This window comes from Rhizobium sp. PAMB 3174 (genome assembly GCF_052908375.1).
Window position 1 is genome coordinate 291,051 of the sequence record NZ_CM128608.1, and the last position, 15,672, is coordinate 306,722.

Annotated in this window: 16 protein-coding genes and 1 tRNA gene; 8 read left to right on the top strand and 9 right to left on the bottom strand. The window is 62.4% G+C overall.

Going from position 1 to position 15,672, the window contains the following annotated elements; translation table 11 throughout:
• Positions 1–475 precede the first annotated feature (475 nt).
• A tRNA-Arg gene (locus ACU5AY_RS01395) sits at positions 476–552 on the bottom strand.
• A gap of 93 nt (positions 553–645) precedes the next feature.
• Positions 646–1,809 (bottom strand): M20 aminoacylase family protein, encoded by a 1,164-nt coding sequence (locus ACU5AY_RS01400; RefSeq protein ID WP_446823051.1) that lies wholly within the window; start codon positions 1,807–1,809, stop codon positions 646–648.
• A 192-nt stretch (positions 1,810–2,001) separates the two neighbouring features.
• Between ACU5AY_RS01400 and ACU5AY_RS01405 the strand changes: the two genes are divergently transcribed.
• Together ACU5AY_RS01405 and ACU5AY_RS01410 are read left to right on the top strand one after the other, a co-directional pair.
• The gene (locus tag ACU5AY_RS01405; protein WP_446827700.1) at positions 2,002–3,072 is read left to right on the top strand and encodes a D-alanyl-D-alanine carboxypeptidase family protein; all 1,071 of its coding nucleotides are present in this window, start codon (positions 2,002–2,004) and stop codon (positions 3,070–3,072) included.
• 12 nt (positions 3,073–3,084) lie between these two features.
• Positions 3,085–4,227 (top strand): CobW family GTP-binding protein, encoded by a 1,143-nt coding sequence (locus ACU5AY_RS01410; protein WP_446827701.1) that lies wholly within the window; start codon positions 3,085–3,087, stop codon positions 4,225–4,227.
• Between the two features lie 6 nt (positions 4,228–4,233).
• Here the strand turns inward: ACU5AY_RS01410 and ACU5AY_RS01415 are convergent, their stop codons facing one another.
• The 5 genes from ACU5AY_RS01415 to ACU5AY_RS01435 form a co-directional block, all read right to left on the bottom strand.
• Positions 4,234–4,491, bottom strand: a complete 258-nt coding sequence (locus ACU5AY_RS01415) for a sulfurtransferase TusA family protein (RefSeq protein ID WP_446827702.1) — start codon at positions 4,489–4,491, stop codon at positions 4,234–4,236.
• Positions 4,467–5,660, bottom strand: a complete 1,194-nt coding sequence (locus ACU5AY_RS01420) for a L,D-transpeptidase family protein (RefSeq protein ID WP_446827703.1) — start codon at positions 5,658–5,660, stop codon at positions 4,467–4,469. Before ACU5AY_RS01420 ends, ACU5AY_RS01415 begins: the two co-directional genes overlap by 25 nt.
• 191 nt (positions 5,661–5,851) lie before the next feature.
• Positions 5,852–6,805: an acetyl-CoA carboxylase carboxyltransferase subunit alpha gene (locus ACU5AY_RS01425; protein WP_446823055.1), complete on the bottom strand. Its 954-nt coding sequence runs from the start codon at positions 6,803–6,805 to the stop codon at positions 5,852–5,854.
• A 65-nt stretch (positions 6,806–6,870) separates the two neighbouring features.
• Positions 6,871–7,824, bottom strand: coding sequence for a site-specific tyrosine recombinase XerD (gene xerD, locus ACU5AY_RS01430; protein ID WP_446827704.1), 954 nt, complete (start codon positions 7,822–7,824; stop codon positions 6,871–6,873).
• Positions 7,821–7,985 (bottom strand): histidine kinase, encoded by a 165-nt coding sequence (locus tag ACU5AY_RS01435; protein WP_446823057.1) that lies wholly within the window; start codon positions 7,983–7,985, stop codon positions 7,821–7,823. Before ACU5AY_RS01435 ends, xerD begins: the two co-directional genes overlap by 4 nt.
• Positions 7,986–8,135: 150 nt before the next feature.
• On the opposite strand from ACU5AY_RS01435, the gene ACU5AY_RS01440 reads away from it, so the two are divergent.
• The 3 genes from ACU5AY_RS01440 to ACU5AY_RS01450 are packed head-to-tail and all read left to right on the top strand — an operon-like array spanning position 8,136 to position 11,138.
• Positions 8,136–8,729, top strand: a complete 594-nt coding sequence (locus ACU5AY_RS01440) for a shikimate kinase (RefSeq protein WP_446823058.1) — start codon at positions 8,136–8,138, stop codon at positions 8,727–8,729.
• The gene (gene aroB / locus ACU5AY_RS01445) at positions 8,722–9,837 is read left to right on the top strand and encodes a 3-dehydroquinate synthase (protein WP_446827705.1); all 1,116 of its coding nucleotides are present in this window, start codon (positions 8,722–8,724) and stop codon (positions 9,835–9,837) included. The genes ACU5AY_RS01440 and aroB overlap by 8 nt, the downstream gene beginning before the upstream one ends.
• Positions 9,834–11,138, top strand: coding sequence for an HlyC/CorC family transporter (locus ACU5AY_RS01450; RefSeq protein WP_446827706.1), 1,305 nt, complete (start codon positions 9,834–9,836; stop codon positions 11,136–11,138). The genes aroB and ACU5AY_RS01450 overlap by 4 nt, the downstream gene beginning before the upstream one ends.
• A gap of 12 nt (positions 11,139–11,150) precedes the next feature.
• Here the strand turns inward: ACU5AY_RS01450 and ACU5AY_RS01455 are convergent, their stop codons facing one another.
• Positions 11,151–11,432 (bottom strand): BolA family protein, encoded by a 282-nt coding sequence (locus tag ACU5AY_RS01455; RefSeq protein ID WP_446827707.1) that lies wholly within the window; start codon positions 11,430–11,432, stop codon positions 11,151–11,153.
• Between the two features lie 124 nt (positions 11,433–11,556).
• On the opposite strand from ACU5AY_RS01455, the gene ACU5AY_RS01460 reads away from it, so the two are divergent.
• From ACU5AY_RS01460 to cobT, 3 genes are all read left to right on the top strand, one after another.
• Positions 11,557–12,180, top strand: a complete 624-nt coding sequence (locus tag ACU5AY_RS01460; protein WP_446828922.1) for a J domain-containing protein — start codon at positions 11,557–11,559, stop codon at positions 12,178–12,180.
• Positions 12,181–12,263: 83 nt separating this feature from the next.
• The gene (cobS, locus tag ACU5AY_RS01465) at positions 12,264–13,253 is read left to right on the top strand and encodes a cobaltochelatase subunit CobS (protein WP_446823062.1); all 990 of its coding nucleotides are present in this window, start codon (positions 12,264–12,266) and stop codon (positions 13,251–13,253) included.
• 13 nt (positions 13,254–13,266) lie between these two features.
• On the top strand, positions 13,267–15,171 hold the full coding sequence (gene cobT, locus ACU5AY_RS01470) for a cobaltochelatase subunit CobT (protein WP_446823063.1): 1,905 nt from the start codon (positions 13,267–13,269) through the stop codon (positions 15,169–15,171).
• 15 nt (positions 15,172–15,186) lie between these two features.
• On the opposite strand, the gene ACU5AY_RS01475 is transcribed toward cobT, so the two are convergent.
• Positions 15,187–15,663: a hypothetical protein gene (locus tag ACU5AY_RS01475; RefSeq protein WP_446827708.1), complete on the bottom strand. Its 477-nt coding sequence runs from the start codon at positions 15,661–15,663 to the stop codon at positions 15,187–15,189.
• Between the last annotated feature and the right edge of the window lie 9 nt (positions 15,664–15,672).

Here is a 15,672-nt window from a genome sequence, read left to right on the forward strand (position 1 = left end):
GTTGAAGCAGATCAATGGTGTCCATCGGTTTGCGCAACGCCGCCACCGTAAGATCACGGAGCGAAGGCCAAGTTCCTGCGAATGATGGACCAAAAAGGTCGGCTCTCCAAAGCGGCTGAGGGCGATCGCCATGTGGCGACGGCATGATCTGGCGGGGAAGCGCTGCAAGGAGGAAGCGATCAGTCAACTGCGGGGATATGAGAAAGACTGCTCCGGATATGGCCCACTTGCCAGCGTGGAGTTTCACGGGGGAACTCTCCGGCGTATCGTTCTGGCCCCATAAGAAGGCACTACGGCCTTTAGGATGACGGCAATGCGTGAGCGAGCCGGCGTCAGCAAATTATTCTCGTTCGGAAGTCGTCGTGCTGTCAAAAAGTCAAAAAGGCGGACGGAGTCATGTGTGTAGGGAATGGTGTTTAGGGTGGGTCGATTCCGTCGGCGCACTCGCTGAAAGGGCCATAAATGGTCTGGACAATGGTGATCCCGACGCGATTCGAACGCGTGACCTACAGATTAGGAATCTGTCGCTCTATCCTGCTGAGCTACGGGACCACTTGCGTTCATCCATACAAAAGCGAAGGCCACAAGCCAAGTCCGAAAACGGACTAATCGGACCTGGCAATAGGATGATTTTGACGTGCGTGCTTAGTCGGTCAGGCGCTGCTCGGTCAGGCGAACCCAGTAGGAGATTCCGAAGGGGATCGCCTCGTCGTTGAAGTCGTAGGCGGGGTTGTGCAGGTTCGGCGTCTGGCCGTTGCCGATCATGATGAAGGCGCCGGGGCGGGCGTTCAGCATGAAGGAGAAATCCTCGCCGGCCATGGAGGGCGCGTAGTTTCTCTCGACGTTTGCCTCGCCCGCCACTTCGCTCGCGACATTCGCGGCGTGGTCGGTTTCGGCGTCGTGGTTGACGGTCACCGGGTAATTGCGCTGGTAGTCGACCTCGGCGCTGCCGCCATGGGCTGCGGCGATGCCTTCGGCGATCGCCTTGATCTTGGCTTCGGCCAGTGACCGGTTTTCCTCCGACAGGGTGCGGACCGTTCCGTTCAGGATAGCTTCGTTCGGAATGACGTTGAAGGCAAAGCCGGCGTTGAAGCGGGTGACGGAAACGACGATCGAGCTCAGCGGATCGGTGTTGCGCGATGCGATCTGCTGCAGGCCGGAGACGACCTGCGCGCCGATGGTGATCGGGTCGATCGCCTTGTGCGGCTCGGCGGCGTGGCCGCCTAGGCCCTTCACGGTGATGGTGAACTGGTCGGTCGCCGCCATGATCGGCCCCTTGCAGATGGCGAACTGGCCGACGGGCAGGCCCGGCATGTTGTGCATGCCGTAGACTTCCTCGATGCCGAAGCGCTCCATCATGCCGTCCCGGACCATCAGGTCGCCGCCGCCGCCGCCTTCTTCCGCCGGCTGGAAGATGACGGCGACATTGCCGTTGAAGTTGCGTGTCTCGGCGAGGTATTTCGCCGCACCGAGCAGCATGGCCGTGTGTCCGTCGTGGCCGCAGGCGTGCATCTTGCCCTGAACCTTCGAGGACCAGGGCTTGCCGGAGACTTCGTCGAGCGGCAGCGCGTCCATGTCGGCGCGCAGGCCGATCGTGCGTCCCGAGGTGCCCCTGCCGCGGATGAGGCCGACGACACCGGTCCTGCCGATGCCCTGAACCACTTCGTCGACGCCGAAGGCGGTCAGCTTTTCGGCGACGAAGGCTGCGGTATCGTCGACGTCAAACATCAGTTCCGGCTGCGTGTGGAGGTGGCGGCGCCACTCGGTGACGTCGCGTTGAAGATCGGCAACCCTGTTGAGTATCGGCATTGTCTGGACTCCGGCAAATTCATGAGTAAACGTTTTTGTTATCAGGCGGCGGGCGCCCCGGCAATTGACCTTTGGGGCCGTCTTTGCCATTCATATGGGCCTCGTGCCAGGCCGTTTGAACCGCCTCGCAATGGAAAAAATCGCGCTATCAAGCTAAATATTCCGGGAGGAACCGTGTCCTCAGACAATCGTATGCAATCGGCAATCCGGTATTTCATCGGCAGCGTCTTCGCCGCCGTCATGGCTCTGTCGGCAGGAACCGCATGGGCCAATCCGTCGATCCTCGTCGACGCCTATACCGGTCGCGTGATCGAGCATGAGGACGCGTTCCAGAAATGGTATCCGGCATCGCTGACGAAGTTGATGACGGCCTATGTCACCTTCGACGCGCTGAAGGCCGGCGAGTTGACCCTCAACAGTGAGGTGGTGATGAGCCAGCATTCGGCCTCGCAGCCGCCGAGCAAGATGTATTTCAAGCCCGGCCAGAGGCTGACGCTCGATAGCGCGCTGAAGATCATGCTGGTGAAGTCGGCCAACGACATTGCCGTGGCGGTGGCAGAGACCGTCGGTGGCAGCGAGCCGGCATTCGTCGATCGGATGAATGCCGAAGCGGCTCGGCTTGGCATGACGTCGACCCATTTCATCAATGCCAACGGCCTGCCGGGCGTCGGCCAGTACACGACGGCGCGCGATCTTGCCCTGCTGGCGCTCGCCCTGAAACGGAACTTTCCGCAGTATGCCGGCTATTTCAAGATCGAGGGCATCAACACCGGCAAACGCACCTATGGCAATTTCAATGCCCTGATTGGTCGCTACAAGGGCGCCGACGGCATGAAGACGGGCTACATCTGCGCCTCGGGCTACAATCAGGTGTCGTCGGCGACCCGTGACGGCCGGTCCGTGATTTCCGTCGTCCTCGGCACCGACAGTCTCGCGGCCCGGGCCGAACGCTCGGCCGACATGCTGACGGCCGGCCTGAGCGCGCCGTCTGGCGCCGGGGTGCCGCTGATGTCGCTGGCGCCGGATCAGGCCGCCACCAATCCCGTTGCCGATATTTCCCAAAAGATGTGCGATCCGAAAGCGCGGCGCAATGCATCGGAGACCAGTGACGGCGACAGCGACAGCAAGTCGGTATCGCCCTATATGAAGCCGCTGGATCACCAGCCGACCTACGTCTTTGCCGGGCTGCTGCCCGGCGGGGATCCGGCACCGAAGATCGCAAACGTCCCGGTGCCGATCCCGCGCCCGGCCCTCCAGAACTGACGGAACAGCATCATGCCCCTGACCATACCGGTCTCCATCGTCACCGGCTTTCTCGGTGCCGGCAAATCAACCCTGCTCAACCGAATCCTGCAGGATCCGGCGATGAAGGACACGGCGGTCATCATCAACGAGTTCGGCGAGGTCGGCATCGATCACATGCTCGTCGAGGTGTCGGACGATTCCGTCATCGAGCTTGCCAATGGCTGCCTGTGCTGCACGATCCGCGGCGAGCTGGTCGACACGCTCGCCATGCTGGTCGAGCAGGTTCAGACCGGCCGTATCAAGGCATTGAAGCGGGTGGTGATCGAGACGACCGGGCTTGCCGATCCGGCGCCGGTGATGCAGGCCGTCATCGGCAATCCGGTGATCGCCCAGAATTTCGTGCTCGACGGCGTGGTCACGCTCGTCGATGCGGTCAACGGCCTGGCGACGCTGGACCGGCATTCCGAGGCGCTGAGGCAGGCGGCGGTGGCCGACCAGCTGGTGCTCTCCAAGATGTCGCTGGCGGGCGCTGAGCAGATCTCCGCCCTCAAGGCGCGCCTGCGCTCCATCAATCCGCGGGCGCCCATGATCGACGGGGACAGCGAGAATGCGGGCCGAGCGGCCATTCTCGCAAACGGGCTCTACGATCCGGAGACGAAGATTCCGGACGTCGTGCAGTGGCTGCAGGCGGAGACGGATCATGACCACGATCATGAGCATCACCACGACGATGACCATGGCCATCATCATGACCACCACGGACACCACCACCATCATCATGACATCACGCGCCATGGCAGCACGATCCGTTCCTTCTCGATCGTGCATGACGAGGCCATCGATCCGATGGCGCTGGAAATGTTCGTGGACCTCCTGCGTTCGGCTCATGGGCCAAAGCTCCTGCGGATGAAAGCCGTCGTCCTGCTCAAGGATAATCCGGACCGTCCGCTGGTGCTGCACGGCGTGCAGGAGATCTTCCACACGCCGGTGCGGATGAAGGCATGGCCGGACGGGGCCGAGCGGAAAACCCGCATGGTGCTGATCACGGACGGGCTCGAGGAAGCCTTCGTGCGGGAGCTTTTCGACGCCTTCACCGGACGGCCGCAGATTGACCGGGCCGATCGTCAGGGGCTGGAAAACAATCCGCTGGCGGTGCCCGGCATGAAGTTCTGACGGGAATCAGCCCTTGCGGATGCGGAAGCGATGGCCGCCATCCGCCTTTTGCGAGCCGATCAGCTCGTGGCCGTCCTCGTGACAGAAATGCGGAATGTCGATGACGGCAAGCGGATCGGTGGTTTCGATCGTCAGTTCGTCGCCGGACGCCATCTCGCTTAAGCGACGACGCGTTTTCAAGACGGGCAGGGGACATTTCAGCCCCCTGAGATCGTAGATGGTTTCGGGCGTGTCGCCGCTCACTTCGTGAACCAGCGTTTCCACAATGGCTTCTTGCCGTCCGCATCCGCGACGTCGGACGGGGCGGGTGCGGGCGTCTGTGCCTCGGGCGCTGCCGCCTGTGCTTGCGGCGGCGGAAGCTGGGGAACCGGAACGGAGGTCGTTGCCTTCAGAGCTGCTGTTGCCTCGTCGGCCTGTTCCTGCGCTTCCTGCTTGGCTTCCAGGTCCTCGACCTTCATCAGTTTGCCAGCCTTCAAGGCCGAGCCCGTGGGCGCGTAGGCGAGATCGCGGCCCTTGCGTTGTTCCGCCACCAGAGCCTTGCGCTCGGCTTCGGTCGGATCGTACCAGACGAGGCCGTCATACTTGCGCATGGCCTTGGCGTAGGCCACGTCATAGGTCTTGTTGTAGTCGGCCAGGGCCGCGGAAAGCGCCGGCGGCGTGCTCATCGGCGGGCAGGCGCCCGTCGAGCTGAACGAGGATCCTTCGGCCGGCTGCTGGTTGAAGACGTATTTCTTCTCGCAGACATTGACCTCCGGCGGGCGCTTGGTCACTTCGAACTGGTCGTAGCCGACCTTCAGCATGTTCCAGAAGCCGATATACGGGCTCATCCGGTGACGCGCCATGTTGTCCGGCGTCATGCGGAAGGGAAAGGCCTGAAGCTGGATCGTCGTCTGTCCGCCGGCAAAGGCGTCGCGTGCGAAACCGAAGATTTCGAGGATCTGCGCGTCCGTCATCGAGTAGCAGCCCGACGACGAGCAGGCGCCGTGAATCATCAAATTGGTTCCGGTGCGGGCGTTCGCGCGGTCATAGGTGTTCGGGAAACCCGTGTTGATCGCCAGGAAGTACTTCGAATAGGGGTTCAGATTGGCGCGCGTCAGCGGATAGAAGCCTTCCGGCGCCTGGCGGTCCCCTTCCTTCACCTTGGGGCCGAGACGGCCGGACCAGGCGCAGATGGAATATTCCGCGATCTTGTCGAAGCGATTGTTGGTCTTCGCCTTCCAGATCTCCAGCACGCCTTCTTCCTTGAAGATGCGGATCATGATCGGCGAATTCTTCGGCATATCCTTCGCCGCCATGCGGTTGAGGATTTCCTTCGGCAGGGGATGGTCGACCTTGTCCTTGACGTTGGAGACGTCAAGGACATCCGTGGAATTGGTGCAGCCGGCAAGAAGGGCTGCCATCAGCATTACGGCAATGAATTGCCTGTTGGCCATAATCGGTCGCTCACAGAATGTGTTTCGGCAGGTCTCTGTTGCTGCCGGTTTTGTCCCCCGGATATTATCCGGGGTATGCTTCACAAAACCTTACCAATATCGCTGCCTGACGGCACGATTGACGGTAAGATTGTGTCGATATCATGAATTATGGCGGCTATTATTGCCATAATTCATGTACGCATGACAGCTTAGAGATTGCGGCCGATGGCCAGGTATTTCTGGCGCCGGTCGGCGCGCACCTGCTCGGGCGAAAGGGCCGAAAGCTCCTTCAGCGCGTTGGCAATCGTATCGCCGGCGGATTTGATGACCGTCTCGGAATGACGATGGGCGCCACCGATCGGCTCGGGAATGATGCCGTCGATGATGCCGAGCGACTTCAGGTCATCCGCCGTGATCTTCATGTTGGTCGCAGCTTCGCGGGCACGGGTCGAATCGCGCCACAGGATCGAAGCCGCGCCTTCCGGCGAGATGACCGAGTAGATCGCGTGCTGCAGCATGTAGACGCGGTTGCCGGTGGCGATCGCGATCGCACCGCCCGAGCCGCCTTCGCCGAGAACGACGGAAACGATCGGAACCTTGACGTTCAGGCACATTTCCGTCGAACGGGCGATGGCTTCCGCCTGGCCGCGTTCTTCGGCGCCGACACCCGGATAGGCGCCGGCCGTGTCGATCATGGTGATCAGCGGCAGGCCGAAGCGGTCGGCCAGTTCCATGATGCGGATCGCCTTGCGGTAGCCTTCCGGACGGGGGCTTCCGAAATTGTGCTTCAAGCGCGACTTGGTATCGCTGCCCTTCTCCTGGCCGAGAATGGCGACCGGCTGGCCGCGGAAGCGTCCAAGGCCGGCCTGGATGGCGGCGTCTTCCGCAAACTTGCGGTCACCGGCGAGCGGCGTGAAGTCTTCGAAGAGCGCTGCGGCGTAGTCGACGAAATGCGGACGCTGCGGGTGGCGCGCGACCTGCGTCTTCTGCCAGGCGGTGAGATTGGTGTAGATCTCGGACATCGCCTCCTGCACGCGAACCTCGAGGCGACCGATCTCGTCGCTCGTGTCGATGCTTTCGTCTTCTTCTGCCAGCTTCTTCAGTTCGAAAATCTTGCCTTCCAGATCGGAAATCGGCTTTTCGAAATCGAGATAATTGTGCATCAGTCGGGTCCGGTTTCTCAATGTCCGTGCCGTTCGGCCGGTATGGGCCGAGCTTTCTGACGGTCCTAATCTAGATTTTTCACCCGTTTGGCAAGGGGGTGATGTGTTTCCACAAGGTCGCGCAGCCTTTCCTCCAGCACGTGAGTGTATATCTGCGTGGTGGAAATGTCCGAATGTCCGAGCAATTCCTGCACGACGCGCAAGTCCGCGCCGTTCTGCAGAAGATGGCTGGCAAAGGCATGGCGAAGGACGTGGGGCGAGAGGGCCGACGGCGGAAGGCCGGCCCGGATGGCAAGGTCCTTCAGGTCGCGGGCGAAAACCTGGCGCGGCAGATAGCCGGCCTTTCCCGATGACGGAAACAGCCATTCGGATGCATCCTCGCGGCCGGCCTCGGCGGCTTCCCGCTTGCGGGCGGCAGCGTAGGCGCGCAGGGTCCTGATCGCTGCCTGCGATAGCGGAACGACGCGCTCCTTGTTGCCCTTGCCGCGGATCATCAGGAACCGGCCCTCATGGTCCAGCACCTTGGCTGGCAGCGAGACGAGTTCGGTCACGCGCATGCCGGTCGCATAGAGCAGTTCCAGGAGGGCGAGCAGTCGCAGTCGCTGCAACTGGCCGGGTCCCTCGGCTTCAGCCTCTTCCGTTGCCTGGTCGATCAGGCGGGTCACCTCGTCGACGCTGAGGATCTTCGGCAGGGAGCGGTTCTTCTTCGGCGCATCGAGAATGCCGGTCGGGTCGTCGTCGCGCAGCCCTTCGGCATAGAGAAACTTGTAGAACTGGCGCAGGCAGGACAGGTGACGCGCCTGGGTGCTCGGCTGGAAACCGGCGGCCGAGAGCGATGCCAGATAGGCCGACAGGTCTTCCGTCGTCGCCTCGACAATGCGTGCGCCGTGACCGGTGAGGAAGGCGTGCAGGCTGTCGAGGTCGCGTTGATACGAAGAGAGCGTGTTGACCGCCGCGCCGCGTTCGGCGCTCATCATTTCCAGGAAGGATTCCATATGGGCGCGGCCGAGATCCCTCATGGCTTGACCTTCTGGCTTTGCGGCTTCAGGAGGTCTGGCGGGACGTCGACGGAAATCTGCCTCGGGGCCGGCTCGACCAGGACGGTCAGGGCGAACATCGCGGCGTAGATCGACCCCACGATAACCGCAATGATGAAGATCAGCCGGGTGAGGGTAGGCATTCAGACGTCCTCTAGGTTCATCACCTTATGGATAAGCCGGCAGCCGATCGCAAGGCAGGTGTGGTCCAGTCCCCGTCTTTTGACGCAGAATGGCTTGACGCTTGCTTTACATTTGTCGATACCGTGATGAAATTTTGCCAGAAAAGCGTGATGACAGAGCTTCAAACACCCGTCGCCGAGACCCTGCGTGACAAGGCCCTGAAAGCCATTGACGGACGAAACCTCATTCTGGTCGGCCTGATGGGGGCGGGGAAGTCCGCGATCGGTCGCATGGTCGCCGCCGAACTGGGCATTCCCTTCATCGACACGGACCATGAAATCGAGACGGTTTCGCGCATGTCGATTTCGGAGCTCTTCGCCGCCTATGGCGAGGATGAGTTCCGCGCGCTGGAAACGCGGGTCATGGGACGCATCCTGCAGGACGGCCCCCGGGTGGTCTCCACCGGCGGCGGCGCGTTCATCAACGAGAGAACGCGCCAGGAGATCCGCAATGGCGGCCTCTCGGTCTGGCTGAAGGCGGACCTGGATACGCTTTGGGAGCGGGTCAGCAAGCGCAGCCACAGGCCGCTTCTGAAAACCGAGAACCCGAAGCAGACGCTCGAGAAGCTGATGGACAGCCGCTATCCGATCTATGCGCAGGCGGATGTCACCGTCGTGTCCCGAAACGTGCGCAAGGACGTCATGATGCGCGAAGTGCTGAAGGCGGTCGCCCGCCTGAACAAGGAAAACTGTGCCGATGAGTGAGCTGAAATCCGTCCGCGTGCCGCTCGACGACCGGTCCTACGACATCCTGATCGGCGGCGGTCTGCTGGCCGATGCCGGCAAGCGGCTTGCGGAACGCATCAAGGGCCGGCGCGCGGCAATCGTCTCCGACGAGCATGTCGCTCCGCTCTATCTGGACATGGTGAGCGCCGGCCTGAAGGCCGAGGGCTTCCAGGTCTTTCCGATCGTCATGCCGGCTGGCGAGAAGACCAAGAGCTTCGAGCATCTGGTGACGGTCACGGACGCGCTGCTCGATGCGCGCATCGAGCGCAATGACGTGGTCATCGCGCTTGGCGGCGGGGTGATCGGCGATCTCACCGGCTTTGCTGCTGGGATCATCCGGCGCGGCGTGCGGTTCGCGCAGATCCCAACCTCGCTGCTGGCGCAGGTAGACTCCTCCGTCGGCGGCAAGACCGGCATCAATACCCGGCACGGCAAGAACCTCGTCGGCGTCTTCTACCAGCCGGATCTGGTGCTCGCCGACACCAGCGTGCTCGACACGCTGAGCGAACGCGAATTCCGCGCCGGCTATGCCGAAGTCGCGAAATACGGTCTCATCGACAAGCCGGAGTTTTTCGGCTGGCTGGAGAAGAACTGGCGCGAGGTCTTTGCCGGAGGTACTGCGCGTGCCGAGGCGATCGCCATCAGCTGCCAGGCGAAGGCGGATGTGGTGGCCGCCGACGAGCGCGAGAACGGCCAGCGCGCGCTCCTCAATCTCGGCCACACCTTCGGCCATGCACTGGAGGCGGCGACACAATATGACAGCCGGCGGCTGGTGCATGGCGAAGGCGTCGCCATCGGTATGGTGCTCGCGCATGAATTCTCCGCACGGATGAACCTTGCAAGCCCGGACGCCGCATCCCAAGTTAAGGCGCATCTGAAAGAGGTGGGACTTCCGACCGTCATAGGCGACATTCCCGGCGCTTTGCCGCCGGCCGATACGCTGATGGATGCGATCGCGCAGGACAAGAAGGTGAAGGCCGGCAAGCTGACCTTCATCCTGACGCGCGGCATCGGCCAGTCGTTTGTCGCCGATGACGTTCCCGCCTCAGAGGTCTTAAGCTTCCTGAAGGAAAAACACCCGGCATGACATTCGAAGGGATCATCGCGGCACTTGCGGAACACTGGATGACGATTGCGGCCATCCTGGTGCTGATCGTCGCATCCGCCTTTTTCTCCGGCTCCGAGACGGCACTGACGGCGGTGTCGCGCGCCCGCATGCACTCGCTGGAAAACAGCGGTGACGTGAAGGCGGGCGTGGTGAACTCCCTCATCGAGCGCCGTGACCGGCTGATCGGTGCGCTTCTGATCGGCAACAACCTTGTCAACATTCTCGCCTCGTCGCTGACGACCAGCCTGTTCCTGGCGCTGTTCGGGGCCTCGGGCGTCGCGATCGCTACGGTCGTCATGACGACGCTTCTCGTCATCTTCTCGGAAGTGCTGCCGAAGAGCTGGGCGATCTCCAGCCCGGACCGCTTCGCGCTCGCGGTTTCCACGCCGGTGCGCATCCTGGTGGCGGTGATCGGCCCGCTGTCGGCGGGCGTCAACATGATTGTCCGCTTCATCCTCGGGCTGTTCGGCCTCACCCTTTCCGCCGACCATTCGATGTTGTCGGCGCATGAGGAGCTGCGCGGCGCCGTCGACCTGCTCCACAAGGAAGGCTCGGTGGTCAAGGCTGACCGCGATCGCCTGGGCGGCGTTCTCGACCTCGGCGAGCTGGAAGTTTCCGACGTCATGATCCACCGCACCGCGGTGCGCGGCGTCAATGCCGACGATCCGCCGGACGTGGCGGTCAGGACCGTGCTGACCAGTCCCTATACCCGCATGCCGCTGTGGCGTGGCTCGGCGGAAAACATCATCGGCGTCGTGCACGCCAAGGACCTTTTGAGGGCGCTTGCGGAAGCCGAGGCGGATTCGTCCAAGGTCGATATCGTCAAGATCGCCCAGAAGCCCTGGTTCGTGCCGGACAGCACCAACCTCAAGGACCAGCTGAACGCCTTCCTGCGCCGCAAGGTGCATTTCGCCGTCGTCGTCGACGAGTATGGCGAGGTGCAGGGCATCGTCACGCTGGAGGACATTCTCGAGGAAATTGTCGGCGACATCGCCGACGAGCACGATCTCGAAATCTCCGGTGTGCGTCAGGAGGCGGACGGCTCCATCGTCGTCGACGGCTGGGTTCCGATCCGCGACCTCAATCGCGCGCTCGACTGGGATCTTCCGGACGAAGAGGCGACGACGATCGCCGGCCTCGTCATTCACGAATCGAAGACCATTCCGGAAGAACGGCAGGCCTTCACCTTCTACGGCAAGCGCTTTACCGTCATGAAGCGGGAGAAGAACCGGATCGTGCAGCTTCGCATCCGTCCGGTCGATGAGGTGGTGGTTAAGTAAGGGGCCTGGCAGTCACCAGCGGGTCGGTTCGCCCGGTGCCGCCGGCTCGATCGCCAGCGCATGCAGTCCGTCTTCGATCTCGCCGCGCAGCGCATCGGTCACGGCACGGTGGCGCAAAATACGCGTCATGCCATTGAAGGTTTCCGCAACGATCCTCACGCGGATATGTGTTCCCTCGGCGCCGTCCATGCCGTGATGGCCGGCATGCTGGTGACTTTCGTCGATCACGACCAGCCGCTCAGGCGCGAAGGTTTGGGTCAGGGTTTTCTCGATACGGTCTTTTCTGGTCGTCATCGGTAATGTGTCCGGTGTTTGAGCTCCGGCCGGCGGCCGGTGGAAAAAGGGCAGGCACAAAGCCAGCAACAAAGCGTTTTGTCAATTCTTGCCGCGGTCCCTGCGGCGCACCATAATGGATGTCATGAGGCTCGATTCAAAATATTTCGACAAGGTCCGCACGCGACGCAAGCGAACGCCGGAACCGGACCAATCGGCGCCGACCTGCCAGTGGGACGGCTGTGAGCAGAAAGGTACCCACCGGGCGCCGGTCGGACGTAACGCCGAAGGCAAGTTCTTCCTGTTCTGTTTCGAACACGTGAAGGAATACAACAAGGGCTATAATTACTTCTCCGGCCTATCGGACGGGGAGATTGCGCGATACCAGAAGGAAGCGATCACCGGCCATCGTCCCACCTGGACCGTGGGCGTCAACAGCGCCGCGCGCGCCAGTCCGTTGCATTCCACTGCCCGCTCGGGCAGTGCCGCATCGTTCGCGCGGGTCCGCGATCCGTTCGGCTTCGTGCACCAGAGTGGAAAGGAAACCCGGTTCGAGCCGCGCCAGCGTAAGTTGAAAACGCTCGAGGCCAAGGCGTTCGATACGCTCGAACTGTCGGCCAATGCGCAGGCGCCCGACATCAAGCGGGCTTACAAGGCGCTGGTGAAGAAACACCATCCCGATGCGAATGGTGGCGACCGTGGCTCGGAGGAAAGATTTCGTGCCGTTGTGCAAGCATACCAATTGTTAAAACAGGCTGGCTTCTGCTAAGCGAACACGATACGAAAAAAAACTTGGCACCATGAAGTTTGAGATGTCGAAGCCGAGTGTCTCCCGCCCGGCATGGAGTTACGATGAGCAAGACTGAATATGATTATGCAAACCTGCCCGATACAACCGTTTCGGTCAGGGAGGTTTTCGGCATTGACACCAACCTGCGCGTTCCGGCCTACACGAAGGGTGACGCCTATGTCCCGGACCTCGATCCGGATTACCTCTTCGACCGCGAGACGACGCTTGCCATTCTCGCCGGCTTTGCCCACAACCGCCGCGTGATGGTGTCCGGTTTCCACGGAACCGGTAAATCGACCCACATCGAGCAGGTCGCCGCCCGCCTCAACTGGCCGTGCGTGCGCGTCAACCTCGACAGCCATGTCAGCCGTATCGATCTCGTCGGCAAGGACGCGATCGTCGTTCGCGACGGGATGCAGATCACCGAATTCGTCGACGGCATCCTGCCCTGGGCCTACCAGCACAATGTCGCGCTCGTCTTTGACGAATACGACGCCGGCCGCCCGGACGTGATGTTCGTCATCCAGCGCGTGCTGGAATCATCCGGTCGCCTGACGCTGCTCGACCAGAGCCGCGTCATTCGCCCGCACCCGTCGTTCCGCCTGTTCGCCACCGCCAACACGGTCGGCCTTGGTGACACGACCGGCCTCTATCACGGCACGCAGCAGATCAACCAGGCACAGATGGACCGCTGGTCGATTGTGACCACGCTGAACTATCTGCCGCATGACAACGAAGTCGACATCGTCTGCGCCAAGGTCAAGAGCCTGGCGACCGGCAGCGGCCGCGAAACGGTTTCGAAGATGGTGCGCGTCGCCGATCTCACCCGTGCGTCCTTCATGAACGGCGACCTGTCGACCGTCATGAGCCCGCGTACGGTCATCACCTGGGCCGAGAATGCCGAAATCTTCGGTGACCTGGCCTTTGCATTCCGCGTGACCTTCCTCAACAAGTGCGACGAGCTGGAGCGCACCCTGGTGGCGGAACACTACCAGCGTGCCTTCGGCGTCGAGCTGAAGGAAAGCGCCGCAAACATCGTGCTCAGCGCCTGAGAAAGGCCCGATAATGGCAGGCCCCGGAGACAACTTACGGAGTACGGCCGGCAAGGCCGTGGATACGGAACCCATGCGGCGGGCCGTGACCGGTTGCGTGCGCGCGGTCGCCGGCGATCCGAACATCGAAGTCAGCTTCTCCAACGAGCGTCCGGGGCTAGCCGGCGAGCGGGTACGCCTGCCGGAGCTCTCCAAGAAGCCGACGGCGCACGAACTGGCGGTTATCCGCGGTCTTGGCGATTCGATGGCGCTGCGTCTCGCCTGCCACGATGCCAAGATCCACGCCTCCATGTCGCCGCAGGGCGACGATGCGCGGGCGATCTTCGACGCGGTCGAGCAGGCACGGGTGGAATCGATCGGCGCCCGCCGGATGGCCGGCGTTGCCGAAAACCTGAAGTCGATGCATTCCGAGAAGTATGCCAAGGCGAATTTCCAGGGCATCGAACGCCAGGACGATGCTCCGCTCGGCGAAGCCGTCGCCATGCTGGTGCGCGAGAAGCTGACCGGCGAGAAGGCTCCCGGTTCGGCAGGCAAGGTGCTGGACCTGTGGCGGCCGTTCATCGAGGACAAGGCCGGCAGCGAACTCGACAATCTTTCCGGCACGATCGAGGACCAGCAGGCCTTCGCGCGCGTCGTGCGCGACATGCTGTCGTCCATGAATGTCGCCGAGGAATATGCCGATCCGGAGACGGAAGAGGACGACGAGAGCGAGACGACGGACGAGGATCAGCCCCGCAGCGAAGAGCAGGGTGAAGAGCAGATGGAGGAGGAGGCCGGCTCCGAATCCGCGCCCGCCGAAGAAAACGAGTCGTCCCAGGAGCAGATGGAAGACGGCGAGATGGACGGCGCCGAGATTTCCGACGAGGAAATGTCCGACGAAGGCGACGACGATTCCGAGACGCCCGGCGAGACGCGCCGCCCCAACGGTCCGCTGGACGACGTCAACGAGAAGGTCGACTACCGCGTCTTCACGCCCGAGTTCGACGAAGAAATTTTGGCAGAGGAACTGTGCGACGAGGCCGAGCTCGATCGACTGCGCGCCTTCCTCGACAAGCAGCTGGCGCATCTGCAGGGCGCGGTCGGGCGGTTGGCAAACCGCCTGCAACGTCGCCTGATGGCGCAGCAGAACCGCTCCTGGGATTTCGACCTCGAGGAAGGCTATCTCGACACGGCGCGGCTGATGCGCGTCGTCATCGACCCGATGCAGCCGCTCTCCTTCAAGATGGAGCGTGACACCAATTTCCGCGACACGGTCGTGAGCCTGGTCATCGACAATTCCGGCTCGATGCGCGGTCGTCCGATCACCGTTGCCGCCTCTTGCGCCGACATTCTGGCGCGCACGCTGGAGCGTTGCGGCGTGAAGGTGGAAATCCTCGGCTTCACCACCAAGGCCTGGAAGGGCGGTCAGTCGCGCGAGAAGTGGCTGGCCAACGGCAAGCCGCAGTCGCCGGGCCGCCTCAACGACCTGCGCCATATCGTCTACAAGTCCGCCGATGCGCCGTGGCGGCGTGCCCGCCGCAATCTCGGCCTGATGATGCGGGAAGGGCTGCTGAAGGAAAACATCGACGGCGAGGCGCTTATCTGGGCGCATAACCGCTTGCTCGGACGTCCCGAGCAGCGCCGCATCCTGATGATGATCTCCGACGGTGCGCCGGTCGACGATTCGACGCTGTCGGTCAATCCGGGCAATTATCTGGAACGGCACCTCAGGGCAGTCATCGAGCAGATCGAGACCAAGTCGCCGGTCGAACTGCTGGCGATCGGCATCGGCCATGACGTGACGCGCTACTACCGTCGCGCGGTGACGATCATCGATGCGGACGAACTGGCCGGCGCAATGACCGAACAGCTGGCGGCACTCTTCGAGGACGAGCAGATGACGCGCAAGCGGGGCAGCAGCCGGCGCCGCGCCGGCTGATCAACCCACGTCGCCCTACTGAAGCAGCAGATCTAGTGCCGAGCTGGCCGTCAGCTCGGCGGCGGGGTCCTCATTTTGATTGTCGGCGCCAAGCGTGCCGGGAGCCGCGTCCTCTGAAATCCCGAGCCGCTTCTTGATCTCCTCGGCGATTTCCTTCTCGATCTGCTCGCGGACTTCAGGCGGGGCAGCGGCTAGCGATTCTTCCGTCATACCGCGTTCTTCGAGATACTGTGCCCGGATCTGCTCCGCAGCCGTTCTCTTGGCCATGTCACTGAACTCTTCGGCGAGTGCCGCGTGGCGCGCGTCGGATTCCCCTGCCTTGTCGGCCTCCTGTGCGGCAAGTCTCTCCTCCCGCGTCAGTTCCTGCTGCGCGCCGTTGGCGATGATGTCATCGAAGCTTGCCGTGTCGGCCGACTTCACGTTGCTGTTGCCGGCGGAGGCAACGCTGCCGACGTTCGTGTAGGGGTTGCTAACGGCATAAGAGTGAACCATGTCGCCCTC

Coding starts and splice junctions, on each gene's coding strand:
- ACU5AY_RS01410 (WP_446827701.1), top strand. CDS start 3,085: ATGCCCCTGACCATACCGGTCTCCATCGTCACCGGCTTTCTCGGTGCC.
- ACU5AY_RS01460 (WP_446828922.1), top strand. CDS start 11,557: ATGAGGCTCGATTCAAAATATTTCGACAAGGTCCGCACGCGACGCAAG.
- aroB (WP_446827705.1), top strand. CDS start 8,722: ATGAGTGAGCTGAAATCCGTCCGCGTGCCGCTCGACGACCGGTCCTAC.
- ACU5AY_RS01400 (WP_446823051.1), bottom strand. CDS start 1,809: ATGCCGATACTCAACAGGGTTGCCGATCTTCAACGCGACGTCACCGAG.
- ACU5AY_RS01425 (WP_446823055.1), bottom strand. CDS start 6,805: ATGCACAATTATCTCGATTTCGAAAAGCCGATTTCCGATCTGGAAGGC.
- ACU5AY_RS01435 (WP_446823057.1), bottom strand. CDS start 7,985: ATGCCTACCCTCACCCGGCTGATCTTCATCATTGCGGTTATCGTGGGG.
- ACU5AY_RS01405 (WP_446827700.1), top strand. CDS start 2,002: ATGCAATCGGCAATCCGGTATTTCATCGGCAGCGTCTTCGCCGCCGTC.
- xerD (WP_446827704.1), bottom strand. CDS start 7,824: ATGAGGGATCTCGGCCGCGCCCATATGGAATCCTTCCTGGAAATGATG.
- ACU5AY_RS01440 (WP_446823058.1), top strand. CDS start 8,136: ATGACAGAGCTTCAAACACCCGTCGCCGAGACCCTGCGTGACAAGGCC.
- ACU5AY_RS01455 (WP_446827707.1), bottom strand. CDS start 11,432: ATGACGACCAGAAAAGACCGTATCGAGAAAACCCTGACCCAAACCTTC.
- cobS (WP_446823062.1), top strand. CDS start 12,264: ATGAGCAAGACTGAATATGATTATGCAAACCTGCCCGATACAACCGTT.
- ACU5AY_RS01450 (WP_446827706.1), top strand. CDS start 9,834: ATGACATTCGAAGGGATCATCGCGGCACTTGCGGAACACTGGATGACG.
- ACU5AY_RS01420 (WP_446827703.1), bottom strand. CDS start 5,660: ATGGCCAACAGGCAATTCATTGCCGTAATGCTGATGGCAGCCCTTCTT.
- ACU5AY_RS01475 (WP_446827708.1), bottom strand. CDS start 15,663: ATGGTTCACTCTTATGCCGTTAGCAACCCCTACACGAACGTCGGCAGC.
- cobT (WP_446823063.1), top strand. CDS start 13,267: ATGGCAGGCCCCGGAGACAACTTACGGAGTACGGCCGGCAAGGCCGTG.